The sequence below is a fragment of the Gordonia aichiensis genome, from assembly GCF_039946255.1.
GTDB lineage: Bacteria > Actinomycetota > Actinomycetes > Mycobacteriales > Mycobacteriaceae > Gordonia > Gordonia aichiensis_A.
The window spans coordinates 51,757-71,201 of the sequence record NZ_JBCDWL010000013.1; the positions used below are offsets into that span (position 1 = coordinate 51,757).

At 69.6% G+C, this 19,445-nt stretch carries 21 protein-coding genes; 5 read left to right on the forward strand and 16 right to left on the reverse strand.

The window, feature by feature from the left end:
* Nucleotides 1-29 precede the first annotated feature (29 nt).
* Nucleotides 30-1,028, reverse strand: coding sequence for an isopenicillin N synthase family dioxygenase (locus tag AAFO60_RS14985; protein ID WP_347957020.1), 999 nt, complete (start codon nucleotides 1,026-1,028; stop codon nucleotides 30-32).
* A 442-nt stretch (nucleotides 1,029-1,470) separates the two neighbouring features.
* Between AAFO60_RS14985 and AAFO60_RS14990 the strand changes: the two genes are divergently transcribed.
* On the forward strand, nucleotides 1,471-2,112 hold the full coding sequence (locus AAFO60_RS14990; protein ID WP_347957021.1) for a hypothetical protein: 642 nt from the start codon (nucleotides 1,471-1,473) through the stop codon (nucleotides 2,110-2,112).
* A 12-nt stretch (nucleotides 2,113-2,124) separates the two neighbouring features.
* Here AAFO60_RS14990 and AAFO60_RS14995 read toward each other — a convergent pair whose 3' ends face one another.
* The 6 genes from AAFO60_RS14995 to AAFO60_RS15020 form a co-directional block, all read right to left on the reverse strand.
* Nucleotides 2,125-3,075, reverse strand: a complete 951-nt coding sequence (locus AAFO60_RS14995; protein ID WP_347957022.1) for a hypothetical protein — start codon at nucleotides 3,073-3,075, stop codon at nucleotides 2,125-2,127.
* On the reverse strand, nucleotides 3,072-3,626 hold the full coding sequence (locus AAFO60_RS15000; RefSeq protein WP_347957023.1) for a hypothetical protein: 555 nt from the start codon (nucleotides 3,624-3,626) through the stop codon (nucleotides 3,072-3,074). The genes AAFO60_RS14995 and AAFO60_RS15000 overlap by 4 nt, the downstream gene beginning before the upstream one ends.
* A gap of 1 nt (nucleotide 3,627) precedes the next feature.
* Complete coding sequence (locus AAFO60_RS15005) at nucleotides 3,628-4,488, reverse strand: hypothetical protein (RefSeq protein ID WP_347957024.1); 861 nt, start codon at nucleotides 4,486-4,488, stop codon at nucleotides 3,628-3,630.
* 43 nt (nucleotides 4,489-4,531) lie between these two features.
* Nucleotides 4,532-4,942 (reverse strand): helix-turn-helix domain-containing protein, encoded by a 411-nt coding sequence (locus AAFO60_RS15010; protein ID WP_347957082.1) that lies wholly within the window; start codon nucleotides 4,940-4,942, stop codon nucleotides 4,532-4,534.
* Between the two features lie 429 nt (nucleotides 4,943-5,371).
* Nucleotides 5,372-6,196 carry a cytochrome c biogenesis CcdA family protein gene (locus AAFO60_RS15015; protein WP_347957025.1) on the reverse strand — a complete coding sequence of 275 codons (825 nt, stop codon included), beginning with the start codon at nucleotides 6,194-6,196 and terminating at the stop codon, nucleotides 5,372-5,374.
* A gap of 4 nt (nucleotides 6,197-6,200) precedes the next feature.
* Entirely contained in the window at nucleotides 6,201-6,905 is a 705-nt protein-coding gene (locus AAFO60_RS15020) for a DsbA family protein (protein ID WP_347957026.1), read from the reverse strand.
* Between the two features lie 121 nt (nucleotides 6,906-7,026).
* Between AAFO60_RS15020 and AAFO60_RS15025 the strand changes: the two genes are divergently transcribed.
* From AAFO60_RS15025 to AAFO60_RS15035, 3 genes are read left to right on the forward strand one after another with little or no spacing between them, the layout of a single operon-like run.
* Nucleotides 7,027-7,572, forward strand: a complete 546-nt coding sequence (locus AAFO60_RS15025; protein WP_347957027.1) for a hypothetical protein — start codon at nucleotides 7,027-7,029, stop codon at nucleotides 7,570-7,572.
* Entirely contained in the window at nucleotides 7,562-7,960 is a 399-nt protein-coding gene (locus AAFO60_RS15030) for a BlaI/MecI/CopY family transcriptional regulator (RefSeq protein ID WP_347957028.1), read from the forward strand. Before AAFO60_RS15025 ends, AAFO60_RS15030 begins: the two co-directional genes overlap by 11 nt.
* Nucleotides 7,957-8,928, forward strand: coding sequence for a M56 family metallopeptidase (locus AAFO60_RS15035; protein WP_347957029.1), 972 nt, complete (start codon nucleotides 7,957-7,959; stop codon nucleotides 8,926-8,928). The genes AAFO60_RS15030 and AAFO60_RS15035 overlap by 4 nt, the downstream gene beginning before the upstream one ends.
* Before the next feature lie 153 nt (nucleotides 8,929-9,081).
* On the opposite strand, the gene ilvD is transcribed toward AAFO60_RS15035, so the two are convergent.
* Both ilvD and AAFO60_RS15045 read right to left on the reverse strand, forming a co-directional pair.
* Complete coding sequence (gene ilvD, locus AAFO60_RS15040) at nucleotides 9,082-10,794, reverse strand: dihydroxy-acid dehydratase (RefSeq protein ID WP_347957030.1); 1,713 nt, start codon at nucleotides 10,792-10,794, stop codon at nucleotides 9,082-9,084.
* Nucleotides 10,795-10,903: 109 nt separating this feature from the next.
* Nucleotides 10,904-11,284 (reverse strand): hypothetical protein, encoded by a 381-nt coding sequence (locus AAFO60_RS15045; RefSeq protein ID WP_347957031.1) that lies wholly within the window; start codon nucleotides 11,282-11,284, stop codon nucleotides 10,904-10,906.
* Between the two features lie 115 nt (nucleotides 11,285-11,399).
* On the opposite strand from AAFO60_RS15045, the gene AAFO60_RS15050 reads away from it, so the two are divergent.
* Nucleotides 11,400-11,957, forward strand: a complete 558-nt coding sequence (locus tag AAFO60_RS15050; RefSeq protein ID WP_347957032.1) for a TetR/AcrR family transcriptional regulator — start codon at nucleotides 11,400-11,402, stop codon at nucleotides 11,955-11,957.
* 112 nt (nucleotides 11,958-12,069) lie between these two features.
* Here the strand turns inward: AAFO60_RS15050 and AAFO60_RS15055 are convergent, their stop codons facing one another.
* The 7 genes from AAFO60_RS15055 to AAFO60_RS15085 all read right to left on the reverse strand — a co-directional run bounded on the left by AAFO60_RS15055 (nucleotide 12,070) and on the right by AAFO60_RS15085 (nucleotide 19,366).
* Complete coding sequence (locus tag AAFO60_RS15055) at nucleotides 12,070-13,953, reverse strand: YhgE/Pip domain-containing protein (protein WP_347957033.1); 1,884 nt, start codon at nucleotides 13,951-13,953, stop codon at nucleotides 12,070-12,072.
* A gap of 436 nt (nucleotides 13,954-14,389) precedes the next feature.
* The gene (locus tag AAFO60_RS15060; protein WP_347957034.1) at nucleotides 14,390-14,743 is read right to left on the reverse strand and encodes a WhiB family transcriptional regulator; all 354 of its coding nucleotides are present in this window, start codon (nucleotides 14,741-14,743) and stop codon (nucleotides 14,390-14,392) included.
* Between the two features lie 33 nt (nucleotides 14,744-14,776).
* Entirely contained in the window at nucleotides 14,777-16,051 is a 1,275-nt protein-coding gene (locus AAFO60_RS15065; RefSeq protein ID WP_347957035.1) for a uracil-xanthine permease family protein, read from the reverse strand.
* Between the two features lie 595 nt (nucleotides 16,052-16,646).
* Nucleotides 16,647-17,567 carry a homoserine O-acetyltransferase MetA gene (gene metA / locus AAFO60_RS15070; RefSeq protein WP_347957036.1) on the reverse strand — a complete coding sequence of 307 codons (921 nt, stop codon included), beginning with the start codon at nucleotides 17,565-17,567 and terminating at the stop codon, nucleotides 16,647-16,649.
* Between the two features lie 63 nt (nucleotides 17,568-17,630).
* On the reverse strand, nucleotides 17,631-18,137 hold the full coding sequence (locus tag AAFO60_RS15075; protein ID WP_347957037.1) for a mycothiol transferase: 507 nt from the start codon (nucleotides 18,135-18,137) through the stop codon (nucleotides 17,631-17,633).
* Between the two features lie 104 nt (nucleotides 18,138-18,241).
* A complete protein-coding gene (locus AAFO60_RS15080) occupies nucleotides 18,242-18,676 on the reverse strand; it encodes a hypothetical protein (protein ID WP_347957038.1) in 435 nt (144 codons plus the stop codon).
* 177 nt (nucleotides 18,677-18,853) lie between these two features.
* On the reverse strand, nucleotides 18,854-19,366 hold the full coding sequence (locus tag AAFO60_RS15085; RefSeq protein WP_347957039.1) for a pyridoxamine 5'-phosphate oxidase family protein: 513 nt from the start codon (nucleotides 19,364-19,366) through the stop codon (nucleotides 18,854-18,856).
* Nucleotides 19,367-19,445 lie beyond the last annotated feature (79 nt).

Below are 19,445 nucleotides of genomic sequence, written 5' to 3' on the forward strand. Positions count from 1 at the left end.
GGTTCGAGGGAGCTCCCTCGCGGTCGGCGTCAGCGTCCGAGCAGGTCGGGATGGTGGATCTGCGCGACGTCCGGGTGAGCGCGCAGGCGCGCCTTGAGCATGTTCTCGCCGAACGTCCCCGAGATCGGGTTGGCCGGATCGAGGGTGACGCCGGGGGCCTGGGCGCGCAGGTCGGCAGGCAGATCGACGTGCGGCATCGTCGACGACAGCGCGGGATTGAAGAAGAACGGAATCGACAGTCGCACCTGCCCGGGCGGCGGGGAGACGACGCGGTGCATCGTCGCCTTCAGATAGCCGTCGGTGGCCCACTCCATCAACTCGCCGATGTTCACCACGAAGGCGCCCGGCACCGGCGGCGCGTCGACCCATCGGTCGCCGCGCTGGACCTGCAGGCCGCCCTTGCCCGGCTCCACCATCAGCAGCGTCAACACGCCGGGATCCTTGTGCGCGCCGACCCCCTGGGTGTCGGCGGAGTCGCGGCCCGGGTACTTCACCAACTTGATCAGCGACGAGGGGCGATCGCCGAAGGCGGCGTCGAACAGGTCCGGAGCCGCGCCCAGCGAGGCCGCCCATTCGCGGAGCAGGACCCGGCCGATCGCGGTGCATCGCCGCTGCCAATCGTCGATCGCGGTCCTGAGCGCAGGCAGTTCGGCGGGCCAGAGGTTGGGGCCGTCGAGGCGGAGATAGTCGGGTTCGTCGCCCAGCGACGGGTATTCGGCGCCGATGTCGATCTGCTCGCGCCAGTCGATCCGGCCCTGCGTGTACTCGCCGCCGAACCTCGTGTAGCCGCGGAACTGGGGGCTCTTCGTCATCTCCACCGCGGCCTTGGCGTCGTCGTCGAGGGCGAAGAACTGGGCGGCGACGGAGAACATGTCGGCGATGACGGCGTCGGGGATGCCGTGCCCGGTGAGGTACAGGAAGCCGACGTCGTGCGTCGCGGCCCGCAGCGCGGCGCGGAACTCGGCGCGGGCGGCGGCGTCACCGGCGGCGGCCGCCATGTCGACGACGGGGAGTGCAGGGGAGGCCATCTCCCCATCCTGCCAGGTGGCACGAGTTCGTCATCTCGTCAGGTGACACCGGGTCGTTGCGGAATCGTCCGGGTTGTCGCATCGCGAATCGTGACGATCGACCAGTTCGTCGGATATAACGGTTCGATAACGAATGAAACATTCGACGTGATCCATCTGACACGGGGGTACAACGTGATGGATGCGTTCAATCGACAGAATCGGACGTATCACCCTCCCTAAATAGAAAGAAGCACGCAAATGGCTGAAGGACCTCTCCGCCTCGAAATCGACTTCCTCGGGCCGATCCTGGAAGCGCTCGGCTCCTCGGGTGGTAGCAGCGACACGTAAGTCGACTTGACCCACGAGACGGGCCGCCTCGCTCACGCGGGGCGGCCCGTCTCGTTCTCTGACGCGGGCTGCGTCCCGACTCAAGACGATCACGAAGGTGGCGAATCAGCACATGGCAGACATATCGACCCTCGACGAGTCACATGCGGACGACGTGGTCCGACTGGCCGCTCGCAGCATCGGCGAGATCCCCCTCTATCAATGGCTCCTCGGCCCCCACGTCGACGAGGCCGACATGCGTGAATGGCTCGCCGGGCTGATCCTGCGGCCGCTGCTCCGCGTCGGCTGCGTCACGGGCGGGTGGCTGGACGGCACGCTCGTCGGTCTGCTCGCGTGGCAGCCGCACGATGTGAACCTCTCGCCGGACGGCACCCCGCCGCTGACCCCCGACGACGTCGCCGTCGCCGCCCGGACGCCGGGTCTGCGCGAGCGGCTCCTGACCCTGTGGACCTCGCAGCCGCTGCCGCTGCCGGTCGAGGACGCCGTCAACGTCGTGCTCGCCGTGGTCGACGAGGGCGATCGCGGCGGGCGGGTGCTGATCGACATGATGTCGTCGGTCGAGGAGTTCTGCCACGCCAACGACCGCCCCTTCTACGCGTGGACCGGTTCGCCGCCCCTTCGCGACTGGTTGTGCGCCCTCTGGGACGGCAAGCAGTTCGACACCGCCGAATGGGGCGGGCGAATGATGTACGGAATGATGTCCGACCGACCGCCGGCCGCCGTGCGGATCCCGCGCAGGCACGCCGCGTCGTAGCCGCCGGCGCGGCTACCGGGCGTCGACGCGGGCGTACTCGTGGGCAAGCAACCGGACCCAACGGCGATCGGAGAACTGCTCCGGGGTGGTCAGGATCTCCGGGGCGAGCGGAGTACCCGCGCCCTCGCCCAGCCACGCCGCGATCTGCCGGGCCCGCGTCCGCGGATCGGCCTCGTCGGCGGAGGCCGTCGGTGCCGCCAGTCCCGCGCCCGCGTGCAGGTACAACCCGTCGAGGATCTGCGAGACGCGGTCGTCGGCCTGCAGAACCGTGGTCGTCGACCGGTAGTCGGGGTCGGCGATCTCGGGGTGGGACGCCTCGATGGTGGCCCAGAGGGCGTCGGTCTTGCGGAGGTCGCGGCGGGCGACGAACCACGATTCGACCATCACCGAGCAGCAGGCCGCGCTCAGGACGATGATCACCGCGGCCCACCAGCCGCTGGTCGGATCGATGCGGGTGAGGTCGGTGAGCAGCACGGCGACGGCCATCGCCACGCCCGCGAGATAGTAGGCGATGGCCCGGCCGAGCGGAGTCCATGCGACGTACCGTGCGCCGACCGCCAACGAGAAGAGCCCGGCCGCCACCACGAACACCGACGCGACGGCGACCTGCCCCGTGACGGACATGGCGACGACGTCGGCGACGGCCGCCGTCGGCACGACGACCGCCGCGACCCGCAGCGATCGGCGACCCATCGGCGGCCACGCGGACACCGCGATCAGTGCGGTCGCCGCCGCGACCGCGACCCAGCAGGCGGCGAAGGCCAGCGTCGGCGCCTGACTGCCCGGCGGTCCCAGGATCACCGACACGGTCGGTGTGCGGACGGCGGCGGCCGCCGACGTCGCGACGGCCGCGATCGCCACGGAGGTGCGTCCCAGGGACGGCGGTCGGACCGTCAGTCGCCCGAGCCGAGCCCCGACCGCCGCGGAGCACAGGACCGCGATGACCCACGTCAGCGCGGTCATCCGAGCGCCTCGTCGTAGCGGATCAGGGGGCGCCAGGACCGTCCGCGGTCCAGGTGACTCAACCGTTGCAGAAGACGTGCCGCGAACGCCTCGGCCTCCCATTCGTGCAGGTCGGCCTCAGCGGCCGAGACCGGGGCGCCCGATGTCTCGGCGCCCGATGTCTCGGCGGTCGGCCCCGCGTCGGTCGACATGCCCAGCATGTAGGCGATCAGGTCGTCCGTTGCGGCGACCGTCGCCGCGGCGACGGTCGCTCCCGGATGTCGGAAGACGACGTGGCCCAACTCGTGAGCCAGCGTGCGCGAATCGCTCGGCAGCGACCGCGCCAACACGATCTCGTCGTGATCGGCGTACTCGCGACGCTGTCCCCACACCCCGGGCGCCAGATCGTCGACGGCGACGACGATCGGGCGGCGCCGACTCTCGCCCACCGCGCGCACCAGGTCTTCGAGCGATCCCGGACTGCTGTGCGTGGCGACGTCGAGCACGGCGTCGACGGCGGCGTGCACGCGGCGGTGCGAGCGCCGCTGCGGAATGTCGTGGTCGGCGCCCATGTCACGGCCTCCCGTTCGGGGACAGGAACTCGGCTCGGGCGGCGTCGATCCGGGCCCGCCCGGCCCGCGCGGTACGGAAGGTCATCACTCCGGTGCAGCCTGCGACGACGACGAGCGCGGCGACGCCGCCGCCCGCCGCGGCGTACTGGGCGGCGGTCAGGCGCACGGCGGCCGTAGACGTGGCGGCCGGCGGACCGCCGGCGGTGTCGACGGGTGCGACGGGCGCCGTCGACCGGTCGGCGGAACTGCGTGGCGGGCTCGTCGAGGCCCGGTCTGCAGAAGCGCGGTCTGCCCGGGCCCGAGTGCTGCCCGACTCGCGGGCCGAGCCGGTCCGGCGCGGCGACTTGCTGGACGAGGCGTTCGGGACGGGCGCGGAGTCGGGGAGCGGCGGGCGCTGCGGCTCGCGGGTCACCGTCACGGTGGGATTCGCGCCGGCTCCGTCGCCGACGTGGCCGATGTCGACGTTCGGTCCGCCGGACCCGCCGCCCGCCGGGGGTCGGCCGCTCGTCGGCTTGACCGAACTCGTGCCTGCCGAACTCGTGCTGGTGGAACTCGACCCGGTCGAGGTCGGGGGCTCCGGAGACGTCGAACCGGTCTCGTCCGGCTGCTCGTCACCGGTCGACTCGGCCGTCGCGGTGGTGACCGAGGTGACCGAAGGGGTCGAAGTCGAGGTGACCGTGGTCGAGGGAGTCGTCTTCGTCGTCGACGGGGTGCTCGTCGGGCCGTCGTCACACGAGTGCCGGTGGCAGTGGTCGTGGTGTGGGGCGCCGGCTGCCACAGCCGGGACGGTCAGACCGAAACCGAGAGCGATCGCGGCGACGATCAGCGGCCGCTTCGCACGCGAGGAACTCTGAACCAGCATCGAGTCAGTTTACCTTCGGTTTCAGATCGCGAGACGGTAGCTGTCAGTCCTGTGTGCTCTCCGGCAGTCCCTCGCCTCGTCGCAGCTTGTCGGCCATCGCCGAGAGCATCTCCTGCGACTCCGGCGAGAGGTCGAACGCCCGGCTCGACAGTCGGCGAAGGCCGTGCCCGCGCAGCTGGGAGAGCAGCTCGAGGTCGTGATCGATCCGTGCCGCGTACACGTCGTCGTAGAAGTAGTCGGACTTGACCTTGAAGAACCGGGCCAGCGCGGTGACCGTCTCCGACGAGGGATTGGTGCGGTGACCGTTGCGAAGCTGCGAGAGGTACGGCTTGGAGATCTTGTAGCCGTCCGCAGAGAGTGCGGCGGCGACCTCGGCGTTGGTGTGCGGCTTCCGGCCCGGGGGATGCACCGTCTCGAAGAGCCGGTTGAGCCGGTCTGCAAAGCCGTTGTCCATCATGCCTTCTTGCTCGTTCGTGTGGTGCGGCGGACGATCGCGTAGCGATTCTGCGGCCGCTCCGTGGTCGGGCCGCCTGCACTGCCCTGGCAAATGTTAGCAACCGTGCGGCGCATTGTGTGGTTTCACCGTTCCGGTGTGGCGCAGCGGCGGTCGTCTCGGCCGGTTTGCTGTGCGGATTCCGCGGTCCGACTTAGTGTTTCGCCGGGGTTCACCTCATTGACCGATTTTCTCGCAGGCCTCGTCTTACTCACCGGTAGGTGTTTGCTGTATGATAACTGCGTGCTCGGTTGAGTACGACGGGCACGGCCGATCCGGAACTGTCGGCGGATCGTGCGGTGTCCGGGTCGGTGGCGGGTGAAATCCTTGGGGGGAGCGCCCGCCACCGGCCCTCCACCGTCGGGCCTCGAGTACCGTCGGTCGGGAGGATCAGTCGGCGCGTCGCTGAGCGCGCCACCACAGGCCGAGGACGGCCGCGGTGAGGACGACGATGGCGATGACGTCGACGACCGGATTCGACAGGAACGACGCGGCGTCCTGGAGGCGCAACTGAGTGTCGGAATCGACCGGCTCGGGCAGCGTGATGAATCCGTTGGTGAACCAGAACATCACGCCGACGACGATCAGCAGGAGTCCGGTCGCCAGGTTGACGGTGTGAAGGCGGACCCGACCCCACGAGAGTTCGCGGCCGCGCAGAAGGGTGCGCGTGCGGTCGCCGATCCGGCTCCACAGGGCGGCGATCAGCAGCAGGGGAACCACCATGCCCAACGCGTAGACGCAGAGCAGGACTCCCGCCCCGCCCATCCCGCGCGATGCCGCCATCGTCAGGACGGCGCCCAGGATGGGGCCGGTGCAGAAGCCGGCCACGCCGCTGACGGCACCGAGAAGCAGCGTCTTGACCAGGCCTGCGCGTTGCATGGACAGCTCCTGCAGGCGCGGGACGCCGGGAACCGCTCGGCTCAGATCGAAGCCGCGGCCGACGATCGTGATGACGCCCAATGCCACGATCACGATCGACGCGACCGCGATCACCGCGGTCCGGTGCGCGGCGAGCGTCCCGGCGAGCGCGCCCACCCCGATGCCGACCGGCAGCAGGGTGATCAGCAGTCCGACGTAGAAGACGGCGCCGTGCACCAGGAGCTTGCCGCGCGCCCCCACCGTCGCGGCGAAGAAGGCGGGCAGCAGCAGTGCGCTGCAGGGGCTCAGGAGAGCGAGGACGCCGCCGACGAAGGCGGCGAGCAGACCGATGTCCACGCGGTCACTCTCCGTCCGACGGTAGAAGCGCGTCGAGCTTGTCGAGATAGGTCTGCGCGGGAGCGGCGCCGGCGATGGGCTGGCCGCCGAGGATGAACGACGGGGTGGAGTACGCCCCGACCGCCTCGGCGGTCCGCTGGTTCTCGTCGACCGCGGCATCGATGCTCGCGGAGAGCATGTCGGCGCGGAATCGGTCGGCGTCGAGGCCGAGGCCGGTGGCGGTCCGGACCAGGGCGTCCGTGGTCAGCTCGTCGGCCGGTCGCTTTTTGCCGTTCGCGAACAGCGCGCCGTGAAAGTCCAGGTAGCGGTCCTGCAGGGCGGCCGCGTATGCGGCCTGCGCCGCCAGACGGGACTCCTCGCCCAAGATGCTCAGGTCGCGCATCTCGATGCGCAGCTGCCCCTTCTCGGTGCGTTCGAGCAGTGCGGGGAAGGCCTCCTGCGACCACTTGGCGCAGTAGGGGCATTGGAAGTCGCTGAACACGACCATGGTGACCGGCGCGTCCACTGGGCCGAAGGCGAGGGGATCGGCGGCGTCGCGCCGTTCCACCCCGATGTCGTACGGGTACGTCGCTCCGGAATCGGCCTGCGGTGCGGCCCCGTCGTCGTCGCCGGTGTTGAGGAAGGCGACGAAACCGATCAGGGCGGCGGCGACCACGACGACCAGGCCGGGCACCAGCCAGCGGTTGCGCTTCGTCGAGTGCTGGGACAAGGGTTGCTCCACTTCCATCTGAATCGCCGAGGGGGTCGGGGCGCGGTGCGCTCGCCGGTATTACTAAGTCGGATAGTAATCAACTATGCAAGATAGTCGTCAACTGTGCATAATCGACGGCATGGCTCCCTCGGTTCGGTTCGGTCGCGCGTGGCGGGAATCCGGACGACTCGCCCTCGACGCGGTGCGTTCGGCGACGCCGCGGCAGGCGCTGACGGCCGCGGTGGTGGCCCTCACGGTCGGCTTGTTCGTCGGATGGGCCACGGTCCTGATCCCGAACGACGTCTTCGGCCGCGACATCGCGCCGGTCGCGTGGAACTACCCGGTGCTGGTGGCGGCGTCGCTGCTGTCGGGACTGCTGGCCGCGACCTATGTGTCGGTCGACAGCACCGGAACCGGCGACGGGCGCGACTGTTCGTCGGACGCCGGTTCGGGCAGGCTCGGCGGGCTGGGCGCGGTGGCGTCGTGGTTCGCCGTCGGCTGCCCCGTCTGCAACAAGCTCGCGCTCCTGGCCTTCGGTTACGCGGGTGCGCAGACGTGGTTCGCGCCGATGCAGCCGGTGCTGGCCGTCGCCGGGCTCGGCCTGCTGTGGACCGCGATCGCGGTCCGACTGCAGGTGCGCGAGCAGTGCCCGGTCCGAGTGGGAGGGGCGACCGATGGCCGCTGACAAGCCCGTGCGGTTGGGCACCCTCGAACAGCAGGTCATCGACGTGCTGTGGGACAACGGGCCGTCGACCGTCCGGGAGATCATCGAGGCGCTGCCGACGACCCCCGCCTACACCACGATCGCGACGGTGCTGCGGAATCTGGAACGCAAGAAGTTCGTCGGCGCCAACCGTCGGCGCCGCTCGGTTCACTACCACGCCCGGTACAGCCGCGACGTCCACGCGGCGAACCTGATGAGCCAGGCCCTGGCCGCCAGCGGCGACCGCGCCGCGTCGATGCTGCACTTCGTCGAGGGGATCTCCGACGACGACGCCGAGCTGCTGCGCCGGTACCTCAGCGCCGCGCCACCCGGCGAGGAGCCCGACGCGCAATCCGACGAGCAGCCGTGACCGCGGCGATGTCGGCGGCGGCCTTCGTCGTGGTGCTGGTGACCGCGGCGTTGACCGGTCCGCGGCTCATTCAGGCGGCGTCGCCGGCGTTGGCTCGGTGGCCGCGCGCGGCTGTCGCCCTGCTGACGACGACGGTGCTCGTGTGGCTGATCGCCTTCGTGGCGGTCGGGCCGTTGTTCGCGTGGTTGCTGACCGGCACCGCCGCCGAGGGGAGCTACGGGGCCTGTCGGCGCTGCCTGGAGTCGTCGAACCCGTGGGCCGAGCCGGTGCTCGATCTGGGGATTCCGGCGTTCGTCATGCTGGCCGGGCCGACGCTCCTGGTGCTCGGTGCGCTGGTGGTCGTCGGGGCGCGGCTGGCCGCGGGCGAGATCAGCGCCGGGCAGGCGGCGGCCCGGATCCGCGAACGCGCGGTCGTGCGGTCGATCAGCGGACACCGGGTGCTGGTGATCGACGACGACTGCGCCGAGGCGTTCGCGCTGCCGGCGCATCGCGGCGGGATCGTGGTGAGCGAGGGCGCGCTGTGTGCGCTGGGACCGGAGGAGCTCGACGCGGTCCTGGCGCACGAGCATGCGCACATCGCCCAGCGGCATCATCTGATCGCAGCGCTGAGCAGGCACGTCGGGGTCGTGTTGCGGCCGGTTCCGCTGATCCGGGCCGTGGCGGCGGCCATTCCGCTGTATCTGGAGATCGCCGCCGACAACGCCGCCCGCGCCCGCTCGGGCACCCGCCCGCTCGTGTCGGCGCTGCTGCGTCTGAGCGCCGACGATGCCGACCGACCGGCTCGGATGCACGGGACGGCGCTGCACGCGGTGGGGCCGCATCGGATCCGCACGCTGGTCGGGGACAACAGGCCCGCGCGCGGTCGCACGACGGTGGTCGCGACGTCTGCGCAGAGCGTGGTGCTGGCCGTCCTCAGCGGCTCGGTGCTGCTGCCCTGGCTGGTCGCAATGACGAGCGGGTGCGCGTGAGGGTCGCGGTGCCGACCGCCGTCGTGCCGACGCTCCGCGGTGGCGTTCGAGACGCTCACCGACATTCGAGATGCTCCGGAGCGTCTCGAATGTCGTCCGGCATCGCGGGTGAACCCGAGCATCGCGGCTGCCGACGGGGCGGTCGCTCAGGGCTCACTCGCAGATCGCGCCCTGCGACGCCGAGGTGACGAGCTTGGCGTACTTGGCGAGCACGCCGCGGGTGTAGCGCGGCGGCAGCGGCTCGAAACCGTCGAGGCGCGAGGCGATCTCGGCGTCGTCGAGGAGGACGTCCAGGGTGCCCGCCGACACGTCGAGACGGATGCGGTCGCCGTCGCGGACCGCGGCGACGGGGCCGCCGTCGACGGCCTCGGGCGCCACGTGGCCCACGCACAGGCCGGTGGTGCCGCCGGAGAACCGACCGTCGGTCAGCAGCAGCACGTCTTTGCCGAGTCCCGCGCCCTTGATGGCGCCGGTGATCGCCAGCATCTCGCGCATGCCGGGACCGCCCTTCGGGCCCTCGTACCGGATGACGACGACGTCGCCGGCGGTGATGGTGCCGTCTTCGAGGGCGTCCATGGCGGCGCGCTCGCGATCGAAGACGCGGGCGGTGCCCTCGAAGACGTCGGTGTCGAAGCCCGCGGACTTCACCACCGCGCCCTCGGGGGCGAGGCTGCCGTGCAGGATGGTGATGCCCCCGGTGGGGTGGATCGGGGAGTCGAGGGCACGCAGGACCTGCCCGTCGGGGTCGGGCGGCGCGATGTGCGCGAGGTTCTGCGCCATCGTCGCCCCGGTGACGGTGAGGCAGTCGCCGTGCAGCAGTCCCGCGTCGAGCAGGGCTTTCATCACCACGGGGATGCCGCCGATGCGGTCGACGTCGGTCATCACGTGCGCGCCGAAGGGTTTGACGTCGGCCAGGTGCGGGACGCGGGCGCCGATGCGGGAGAAGTCGGCGAGCGTGAGATCGACGTCGGCCTCGTAGGCGATCGCCAGCAGGTGCAGGACCGCGTTGGTGGAGCCGCCGAGCGCCATCAGCACCGAGATGGCGTTCTCGAAGGCCTCCTTGGTCATGATGTCGCGGGCGGTGATGCCGCGGCGCAGCAGTTCGACGACGGCGGCGCCGGACTCGCGGGCGTAACGGTCGCGGCGACGGTCGGGGGCCGGCGGGGCGGCGCTGCCCGGCAGCGACATGCCCAGGGCCTCCGCGGCGCTGGCCATCGTGTTGGCGGTGTACATGCCGCCGCAGGCGCCCTCGCCCGGGCAGATGGATCGTTCGATGGTGTCGACGTCCTCGCGGCTCATCAGTCCGCGCGCGCAGGCGCCGACCGCTTCGAAGGCGTCGATGATCGTCACCTGGTGCTCGGTGCCGTCCGAGAGCGTGGCGTAGCCGGGCAGGGTGGAGCCGGCGTACAGGAACACCGAGGCCAGATCCAGCCGCGCCGCCGCCATCAGCATGCCGGGCAGCGACTTGTCGCAGCCGGCCAGCAGCACCGAGCCGTCGAGTCGTTCGGCGCTCATCACGGTCTCGACGCTGTCGGCGATCACCTCGCGCGAGACCAGGGAGAAGTGCATGCCCTCGTGACCCATCGAGATGCCGTCGGAGACGGAGATGGTGCCGAACTCGAGCGGATAGCCGCCCGCTTCGTGAACGCCTTCCTTCACGGCCTTGGCGAGGCGGTCGAGCGACAGGTTGCACGGGGTGATCTCGTTCCACGAGGAACCGACGCCGATCTGCGGTTTGGCCCAGTCGTCGTCACCCATCCCGACGGCGCGGAGCATGCCGCGTGCTGCGGACCGCTCCAGACCGTCGGTGACGTCGCGGCTGCGCGGCTTGAGATCCGGACCGGTGCTGTTCTCGTCGGTGGCCATGAGTCTCACGATAGAACTGTGCGCCGGGTTTGGTTCGGGTTCGGCGGGGGCGGGGACGGACGGTGGCGCCGCCGTCGATCCGTCGCAGCCGCCCGCGAGATAGCCGTGGTCAGGCGGCGATGCGTTCGGTCTCGACCTCGGCGGGTGCGGCGCTCGCCTCGTCGCGGTACAGGACCATGTACTGCGAGACGCGGTGCTGCGACTCGGTCGGGATAAGCAGGTGCGGGCTCGGGAAGGCGCCGTCGGCCTCCTGGCGTCGGTTGACGACCGCCTGGAAGGTCATCGCGGCCAGCGAGAGGACGAGCAGGATTCCCCAGGCGATGCCGAGGGCGGTGATGGTGCTCGCGGCGACGTCGAAGGCGAGGCCGGCCAGGAACAGGCCGAGCAGGATGAACTGCACCAGCATCAGCGCGTAGCCGATGAACAGCGGGGTGACCTTGGCGGGGGCGACGTCTGCCGGTGCGACGGCGGCGGAAGCGGATGAGGACATGCGGGAACCTCCCAGGCTCAGAGAAAGTTGGAAGAAAACGCTACATGTAGTGTAGCGATACACGCAGTGTACCGTTAGGGCCGATGAGTCTCAATTCGACGGTGGGAGTGCTCAGATGACGACGCCGCGTTCGGCCAGTTCGGCCAAGATCGCCGATGCTGCACGAGAACTGTTGCGTACCAAAGGGCCGTCGGCGGTGACCATCGAGCGGGTGGCCGCGCACGCCGGCGTCGCCCGGACCACGGTGTATCGGCGGTTCGCCGACCGCGACGAGATGTTGGCCGATGCGCTCACCGAGCTCGCCGACCCGCTGGGGCCCGATGAGCACGACATCTCCGGCGAGGGCCGACTCCGCTGGGTGGTCGAGCACGCTGTCGCGATGATCCTCGACGGCATCGGCTTCGGCGGTTTCGCCGCGCTGCTGTCGAATGCGGACCCCTCCTTCACCACGACCTTCCGCTCGGTGCTGCAGGTCCATCGGCGAGCGCTCGCCGAGGAATTGCAGGCCGGGATCGACGACGGTTCACTGCGACTGCAGGGCGACATCGAGACGATGGTCGACTCGATCGTCGGCGCGGTGCTGGCCGAGTACGGCCGGACCGGTGAGATCGCCGGCGATCTGGTCGACCGGCTCGTGGCACTGCACCGCGGCGTCGTGGTCGACGGGCGGTAGTCGGGTACGGGGACGGAACCGTCGGACGCGCGGGGGGGCCGAATGCGCCGAGGCCGCACCTCGGGCCCCGAGTGGGGCGAGATGCGGCCTCGGTGACGGCGCGACGGTCCGGCTACACCGGAGTCGGCTCCGGCACCTGCTCGTCGCGGGGGTCGGCCTCCGGCGACACCGCGTCCGCGTACCGCTTGCGCTGGTAGCGGGCGGCGGCGAGCGTCGCACCCGCACCGGCGACGGCCAGCAGCAGCAGGCTCACCAGCGTCGGGGCGAAGCCGGGCACCCCGTTGAACGCGGCGATGTAGCCGTGGCGCACCAGGGTCATCGGGGAGATCCAATGCAGCCACTGGAACGGGGCGGGCACGGTCTGGATCATCCAGATGCCGCCGTACGAGAACAGCTGCAGCATCATCCAGGCCAGTGAGCTCAGCGCACCCACGATGTACCCGAACAGGGTGAACAGGATCGAGATCAGGGCCACGTTCATCAACGTGGCGGCCGCCGATATCAGGATCACCTGCCACAGGTGGACCGGGTTCGGTGCCGGATCGAGCCAGAGCCAGGCGCCGATGCCCGCCACCAGGACGCCGGCCAGGCTGATGGCGCTGACGGCCAGGCCGCGGCGGGCGACGGTCCGCAGGCTGCGGGGGCTCTCGTCGTCGGTGACGAAGCGATGGCCGCGGAAGCTCATGAACACGACGATCGGGATCAGCATGGTGGCGATGATCAGAATGGTGACCGCGCCGCCCGGACCCTGGAACTGGGCCTGAGCCACGTGCACGGTCTGCTTGGCGACCGGCGTCGAGATCAGCTGGGCCAGCGAGACGCGGGCGTCCTGGTCGCCGAAGTCGGGGGCCTTCTCCGACCCGGCCACCAGGCCGGTGCTGAGCTTGCCTGCGCCGGCGTCGAGCTGTTTGGCGCCCTCGTTGAGGCGGACCGCGCCGTCGGCCACCTTGGCCACGCCCGCGTCGATCTTGACCAGACCGGCCGACAGCTCGGAGGCGCCGCTGCTGAGCTGCGCACCGCCGTCGACCAGCTTGTTCAGTCCGCCGCGGTACTGCGCGTTCGGGTCGGTGAGCTCGGTGGCGATCTGACGGCTGCCCGCCTTCAGCGCTTGCAGTCCGTCGATCAGGGTCATCACGGTGGACAACTGCGAGGAGTTCGGGAGCGCGGCCTGCGCCTGCTTGAGCAGCTTCTCGACTTCGGCGAGCGGAATCTGGCCGGTCAGCTTCTCGATGCCGTCGGCCACCTGGGTGGCGCCGTCGCCGAGTTTGTCGGTGCCGCCCTGTAGCGTCACCAATCCGGCCGACAGGGTGCCCGCGCCGTCGGCCAGCTTGGCGCCGCCCTCGCGCGCCGTGCCGACGCCGGGCTGCAGTTCGCCGGTGATGCCGTCGACGAGAGTCTGGGTGCCCTCGGACAGGGTCTTGGTGCCGTCGGAGAGCTGCACCGAACCGTCGGCCGCCGTCCGCAGTCCGTCGCCGAGCGTCTGCACGCCGTCGACCAGGCCGCCGACGGTGGTCGCGGCGACGCCCTTGAGTACCGACTGTTGGATCTTCTCCATCGCCGAGCCGCCGATCTGGGAGGCCTTGAGCGTGTCGTAGTCGTTGAACGTGACGGTCATCAGCGCCGGGGCCTGCGCCGCAGTGGCGATGGTGCCCAGCGTCTCGCTGAAGTTCTCGGGGATCTCGATGACGAAGTAGTAGTGGCCCGTCTTCAGCCCGTAGTACGCGTCGTTCTTGTCGGTCAGCTTGAAGCCCAACGACTTCGAGTCGACCAGATTCTTCGCCACCTGGGCGCCCGCTTCGAGCGGCTCGCCGTCCTTGACGTAGCCGGCGTCGCTGTTGACGATCGCGACGGGCATCTGGTCGACCTTCTTGGTCGGATCCCACAGAACCCACATGTAGACGGCGGCCAACACGAGCGGAATGGTCACCAGCAACGCGACGATCAGCCGGACGAGCCGCGATCTCTGCATCTTCGGTGTGGGTGGTGCGGTGGTCATGGCTTGCTCCCGAGGCGATCGACGAACATCGCATCAGCGGCACGCGAGTCGACGACCAGGGTCGTCGAGACTACCGGCGGCCCCGATGCGTTCAGGACATGTGCGGCAATCGTAGCCGACCTCGGCGCCGTTGTTACTCGCGGGTAACCAAGGGTGGCCCGGGATTGGCGTCATTCGGCCCGGATTGGCGTCGGGGTGCCACCGCCGGTAGATCGCGAGGGTCTCGGGTGCATCTGTGCGGCGTGGGGCCGGGCAGATGCACCCGACCTTCTGAACCCTGGGGCTCCGGCGAAGTAGGGGACCGGCGCGCTCGGTCGCCTCTCGGCGAAAGGCGCAACGCAGCTCCAGCCGAACGGAACTCTGCGAAGGCAAAGGGTTGAGCCCGGGGGACACGAACGCAACCGATCCAGCTGAGTCAACCGCGCGGGAGCGGAACCTATTCCGGCCCGGGCCGACCTCGGTGAATCTGCCGTCGGCGCTCGGTCTCGGTCATCCCTCCCCAGACGCCGTAGGGTTCGTCGGCGGCCAGCGCGTAGTCGCGACACTGTCGTCGCACCGGGCACTCGGCGCACACCTGTTTCGCGAGTTCTTCTCGCCGTCTGCGCAGGCCTCGGCTCTCGCCGGTGGGAGGGTAGAAGGCGTCGACCGGGCTGTCTCGGCATCGGGCGCGACTCGGCCAGTCGCGCCCGCCGTGACGCTGGGTTGGCGACGGTCGTGCGATGGTCGTTCCGCGTGCGGCGCGGGGCGTCTGGGCGGGGCTCTCCATGCATCTAATGGTAATGACTGTCATTATCGCGCTTGCGGCAGGTTGCGCGGCCCGGCACTATCGGCTCGGCGCAGCTGTCGATTCGACGGTGTCGTCGGCACCGCCGCGCGCAGCCGAGGCCAGCCGCATCCCGTGGTAGACCGCCAGCGCGGCGATCGAGCCGAGGGAGATGCCCGTGAACGTCAGATCGCCGATGCGCCATGTGAAGTCGGCGATTCCGATGATCAGCGGGATGGCGGCCGTCATCTGGTTGATCGGCTGGGAGAAGTCGACGTGGTTGGTGAGCCAGATCCGGACGCCGAGGATGCCGACCAGCCCGTACAGAACGACGGTCGCGCCGCCGAGGACGCCCGCCGGCACCGCGGAGATGACGGCGCCGATCTTCGGGCACAGCGACAGCGCGATGGCGACCAGCGCCGCGATCCAGTAGGCGGCCGTGGAGTAGACGCGGGTGGCGGCCATGACGCCGATGTTCTCGGCGTAGGTGGTCGTCGCCGTGCCGCCGCCCGCACCGGCGAACATCGTCGCGAGGCCGTCGCCGATCAGGGCGCGGCCGGTGACCGGATCCAGGTCGCGTCCGGTCATCTGCGCCACCGATTTGACGTGGCCGATGTTCTCGGCGACCAGCGCGATCACCGCGGGCAGGAACAGCGGCAGCACCGAGAGGTGGAAGGTGGGGGCCTGGAAGTCGGGCAGGCCGATCCACGCCGCGGACGCGATGGCGGAGGTGTCGACCTGGCCCATCGCCAGCGCCAGCAGATACCCGGCGACGACCGCGACGAAGATCGCCAGCCGGCCGAGCAGGCCGCGGAAGAAGGCCAGGACCAGGACCATCAGCACCAGGGTGACCAGGCCGACGACCGGCCCCTTCTCGAAGTTGTTCTTCGCCGCCGGAGCCAGGTTGAACCCGATCAGCGCGACGATCGCGCCGGTGACCACCGGTGGCAGCACCACGTCGATCCAATGCGTGCCGACCACGTGGACCACGGCGCCGATGACGACCAGCGTCGCGCCGAGGACGATGAGGCCGCCGAGAGCGCTGCCGGTTCCGTGTGCGCCGACCGCGCCGATCACCGGAGCGATCACCGCGAAGCTCGAACCCAGATAGCTGGGCACCCGGTTGCCGGTGACGAGGAGGAACGTGATGGTGCCGATGCCGGAGAACAGCAGCGTCGTCGACGGCGGGAAGCCGGTCAGAACCGGGACCAGGAAGGTGGCGCCGAACATGGCGACCACGTGCTGGGCGCCTATGCCGACGGTTCGCGCCCATGACAGACGTTCATCGGGGGCGACGACGGCGGCGTCGGCCGGGACCTGCTTCCACGTGAGCATGCGTTGCAGATTAACCGGTGAAACCGCTGCCGGGAGCGTTGTTCTCCCCGGTTGCGCGGAGCCGGCTCGCGGTGGAGCGGGCCGGCATCTCGATACGCTCGCTCACTCCGTTCGCGGGCTACTCGATGAGCCTGAAGGTCTGCTCCGGTCGGCCTGGGGCCCTGCCTTTCAGGGTGGTCGAGTAGCCACCGAGCGGAGCGAGGCGGTGTATCGAGGCCTGTGGGGTCTCGATACGGTCTCGGCTGGCGCCTTGCCCTACTCGACCAGCCTGGGGGCGGGGTCTGCTTCGACCTGCCTGGGGCACGTGCCTTTTCAGGGTGCGCCTTGCCCTACTCGCCCAGTCTGGGGCGCCTTTCAGGGTGGTCGAGTAGCCACCGAGCGGAGCGAGGCGGCGTATCGAGACCTGCGGGGTCTCGATACGGTCTCGGCTAGCGCCTCGCCCTACTCGACCAGCCTGGGGGCGGGGTCTGCTCCGACCTGCCTGGGTGTGCGTCTTTCAGGGTGCGCCTTGCCCTACTCGACCAGTCTGGCGTGCCTTTTCAGGCTGGTCGAGTAGCCACTGAGCGCAGCGAGGCGGCGTATCGAGACCCGTCGGTCAGCGCTCGCCGAGCTCCTGCTCGAACGGGACCCGCTGGTACACACAGTGGTTCAGCCAGTTTCCGTAGAGCAGGACGCCGGTGCTGCGCCAGGTGACCGCGGGTTCGCGGGCGGGGTCGTCGTCGGGGTAGTAGTTCGTCGGCGGCGCGGGGTTCATGCCTGCCTCCGAGTCGCGTCGGTACTCGAGGTCGAGGGTGTCGCGGTCGTACTCGGGATGGCCGGTGATGAAGATCTGCCGCAGGTCCGGGGTCGCGGCGAGCAGCACGCCGGCGTCGTCGCCGACCGCGAGGATGTCGACGGCACCGGTCGCCTCGATGTCGGCGGCATGCACGTCGGTGAAGCGCGACTGCGGCGTCACCAGCGTGTCGTCGAATCCGCGCAGCAGCGCCGAGTCCGGGCGGACCACGCGATGCTCGAAGACACCCGACAGCTTGCTCGGCAGCTCGTACTTCTGCACGCCGTGGTGCCGGTACAGGCCCGCCTGGGCGCCCCAGCAGATGTGCATCGTCGAGTAGACGTGGTCGCGGCTCCAGTCCAGGATCTTCGTCATCTCCGGCCAGTAGTCGACGTCTTCGAACTCGAGCCGCTCGATCGGGGCGCCGGTCACGATCATGCCGTCGAAGTACTGGTCGGCGATGTCGTCGAAGGTCCGGTAGAAGGCCTTCAGGTGCTCGGCCGGCGTATTGCGCGAGGCATGACTGGCCATGTGCAGCAGGGTCACCTCCACCTGCAGCGGCGTATTGCCGAGCACGCGCAGCAACTGCGTCTCGGTGGTCTTCTTGGTCGGCATCAGGTTGAGGATCGCGATGCGCATCGGCCGGATGTCCTGCGAACGGGCGCGTTCGTCGGACATGACGAAGATCCCTTCGTCTTCGAGGATCGTGCGGGCGGGAAGATCTCGCGGAATGTTCACCGGCATGAGTTCATGGTGCCACTGTTCGATTGTGCTGTCGGGGATCGGACGCGGTCGGAGCGGTCGGCGTCACACGTCGTCGGCGGTGAGGATTCCCGCGGCGTAGGCCGCCTGGCCGACATGCTGGGCGGCGTCGTCGATGATCGACACGAGCCGGACGCCGCGAGCGACCGGCGGATCCCATCGGCGGTCGACGATGGCGTCGAGGTCGGCAGGCGAGAGGGTGGCGGCGTAGCGGCTCAGCTCGGTCAACACCTCGCGCAGGTAGTCGATCAGCAGTTGCTGGTCGACGGCCCTGATCTGCGCTGCCTGTTCGGGAGTGTGGCCGTACCCCATCGTGTCGCCGATCGGGCCGAGGTCGAAGCGGTCGCGGTAGTCGGACCAGCGTGGCGGAGCCCCGGTCAGGTCGGCCAACTGCACATCGGCCTGGCGTGCGCTGTGCCAGAGCAGCCACGCGACGGAGTTGGGGTGATCGCCGGGGTGCGCGTTGAGCTGGTCGACGGTCAGCAGCGGGAGGGCTTCGGCGGCGGCGACGGGTCGTTGCGCCATGTCGGAGAGCAGGTCGGTGACGTCCATAGTCCATTGTTGCGCTTGCGCTCGCCGTTATGCAGGGCACTTGGCGCCATGAGCCGGCCTGGTTCGTCGTGCCGTGGGGCTCGGGACTCGGCGTCGGAATCGGGTCAGCGCGAGCGTGGGCCCGTCAGCTGATGGGTCTGCGGCGGGGCGGTCACCGAGGAGTACAGCGAGACGCGCGTGAAGTCGCCCCGGTGCGGTGCGAACAACCAGATCCCCACCGGCGCGGTTGCGACCCCGCCGGAAGCGCAGTTGGGAACGCAGAGCTTTCGGTGCTCGGTCCCGAATCCGGCCGCCCAATTGTCGGTCCAGCCGAGCCAGGTGATGTCGGTGACGTAGACGCCCATGTCGCCGCAGTAGATCGACGTGAGGTTTCGCGGCTGGACCTGTTTGGCGCCCGAGCAACTGCGCACGACGGTGGCTGCGTCATGTCGCGCGGCGGGGGCCGCATTCGCGGGTGCTCCGGTCAACAAGGTCAGGCCGAGGGCGGTCGCAGCCAGGCAGCTGCCGAAGACGCGAACGAACTTTGATCGAAGCTGCATTGACCGAGCGTATCGACGTTCTTGCACGGGTATGGCGTGTTTGGGAGTCTCCCGGACCGACGCGCGGGAGCTGCGCGCGGTACCTGGCGTCCGACGCAGCCTCGGTGCGCATCCGGGACTGATGTGCTCAGCCTTGCTCGGTGGGGGCCGGCACTTGACTGCGGTGTAGGCGGGTTGTCACTGACCTGCCGAGCCGAAGGCGCGGAAGTCTGCTGTCATCGGCCCCATGTGGATCGGCTCGATGCTTTCGATGACGACATCTCGAGCCAGTGGCAGCGACCCCCACATTCGCACCCCGCCCTTCGTTTTGAGGAGTGGGCCGACGAGGTCGTGGAATCGTTGGACCTCTCGCTCGGTGGACTCACGTTGCTCACCGACCGTTCCGACGAGTCGGATACCGGGTGCGGACACGAAATGACCGCGGAGCAGCGACTTCGCCCACATCACGGGGCCGCTGTCGACGGCCAGAATCGTCACGCGGGGGTCACGATCGACATTCGCGGCGAGCTGCTTGTTGAAGGCGTCGAAGTAGATGCCTCGCCCCTTGCTTGTCGGCAAGAACGAACCGATCGGCGTCACATGCGGCGATCCATCGGCGTTGAGCGATGTGATGCTGCAGTGCAAAGAGCTGCGGATGGCTCGGTGCACCACCCGCCTGGCCGCAGTCCACTGTTCGTCTGTGAGCCCCATTGCCTGCCTCCTCGGCCGCTCGAGACGCCCGCGCCGACTCCCGTTCTCGTCGGGCTGATCGCGCCGTACTGAGTCTCTA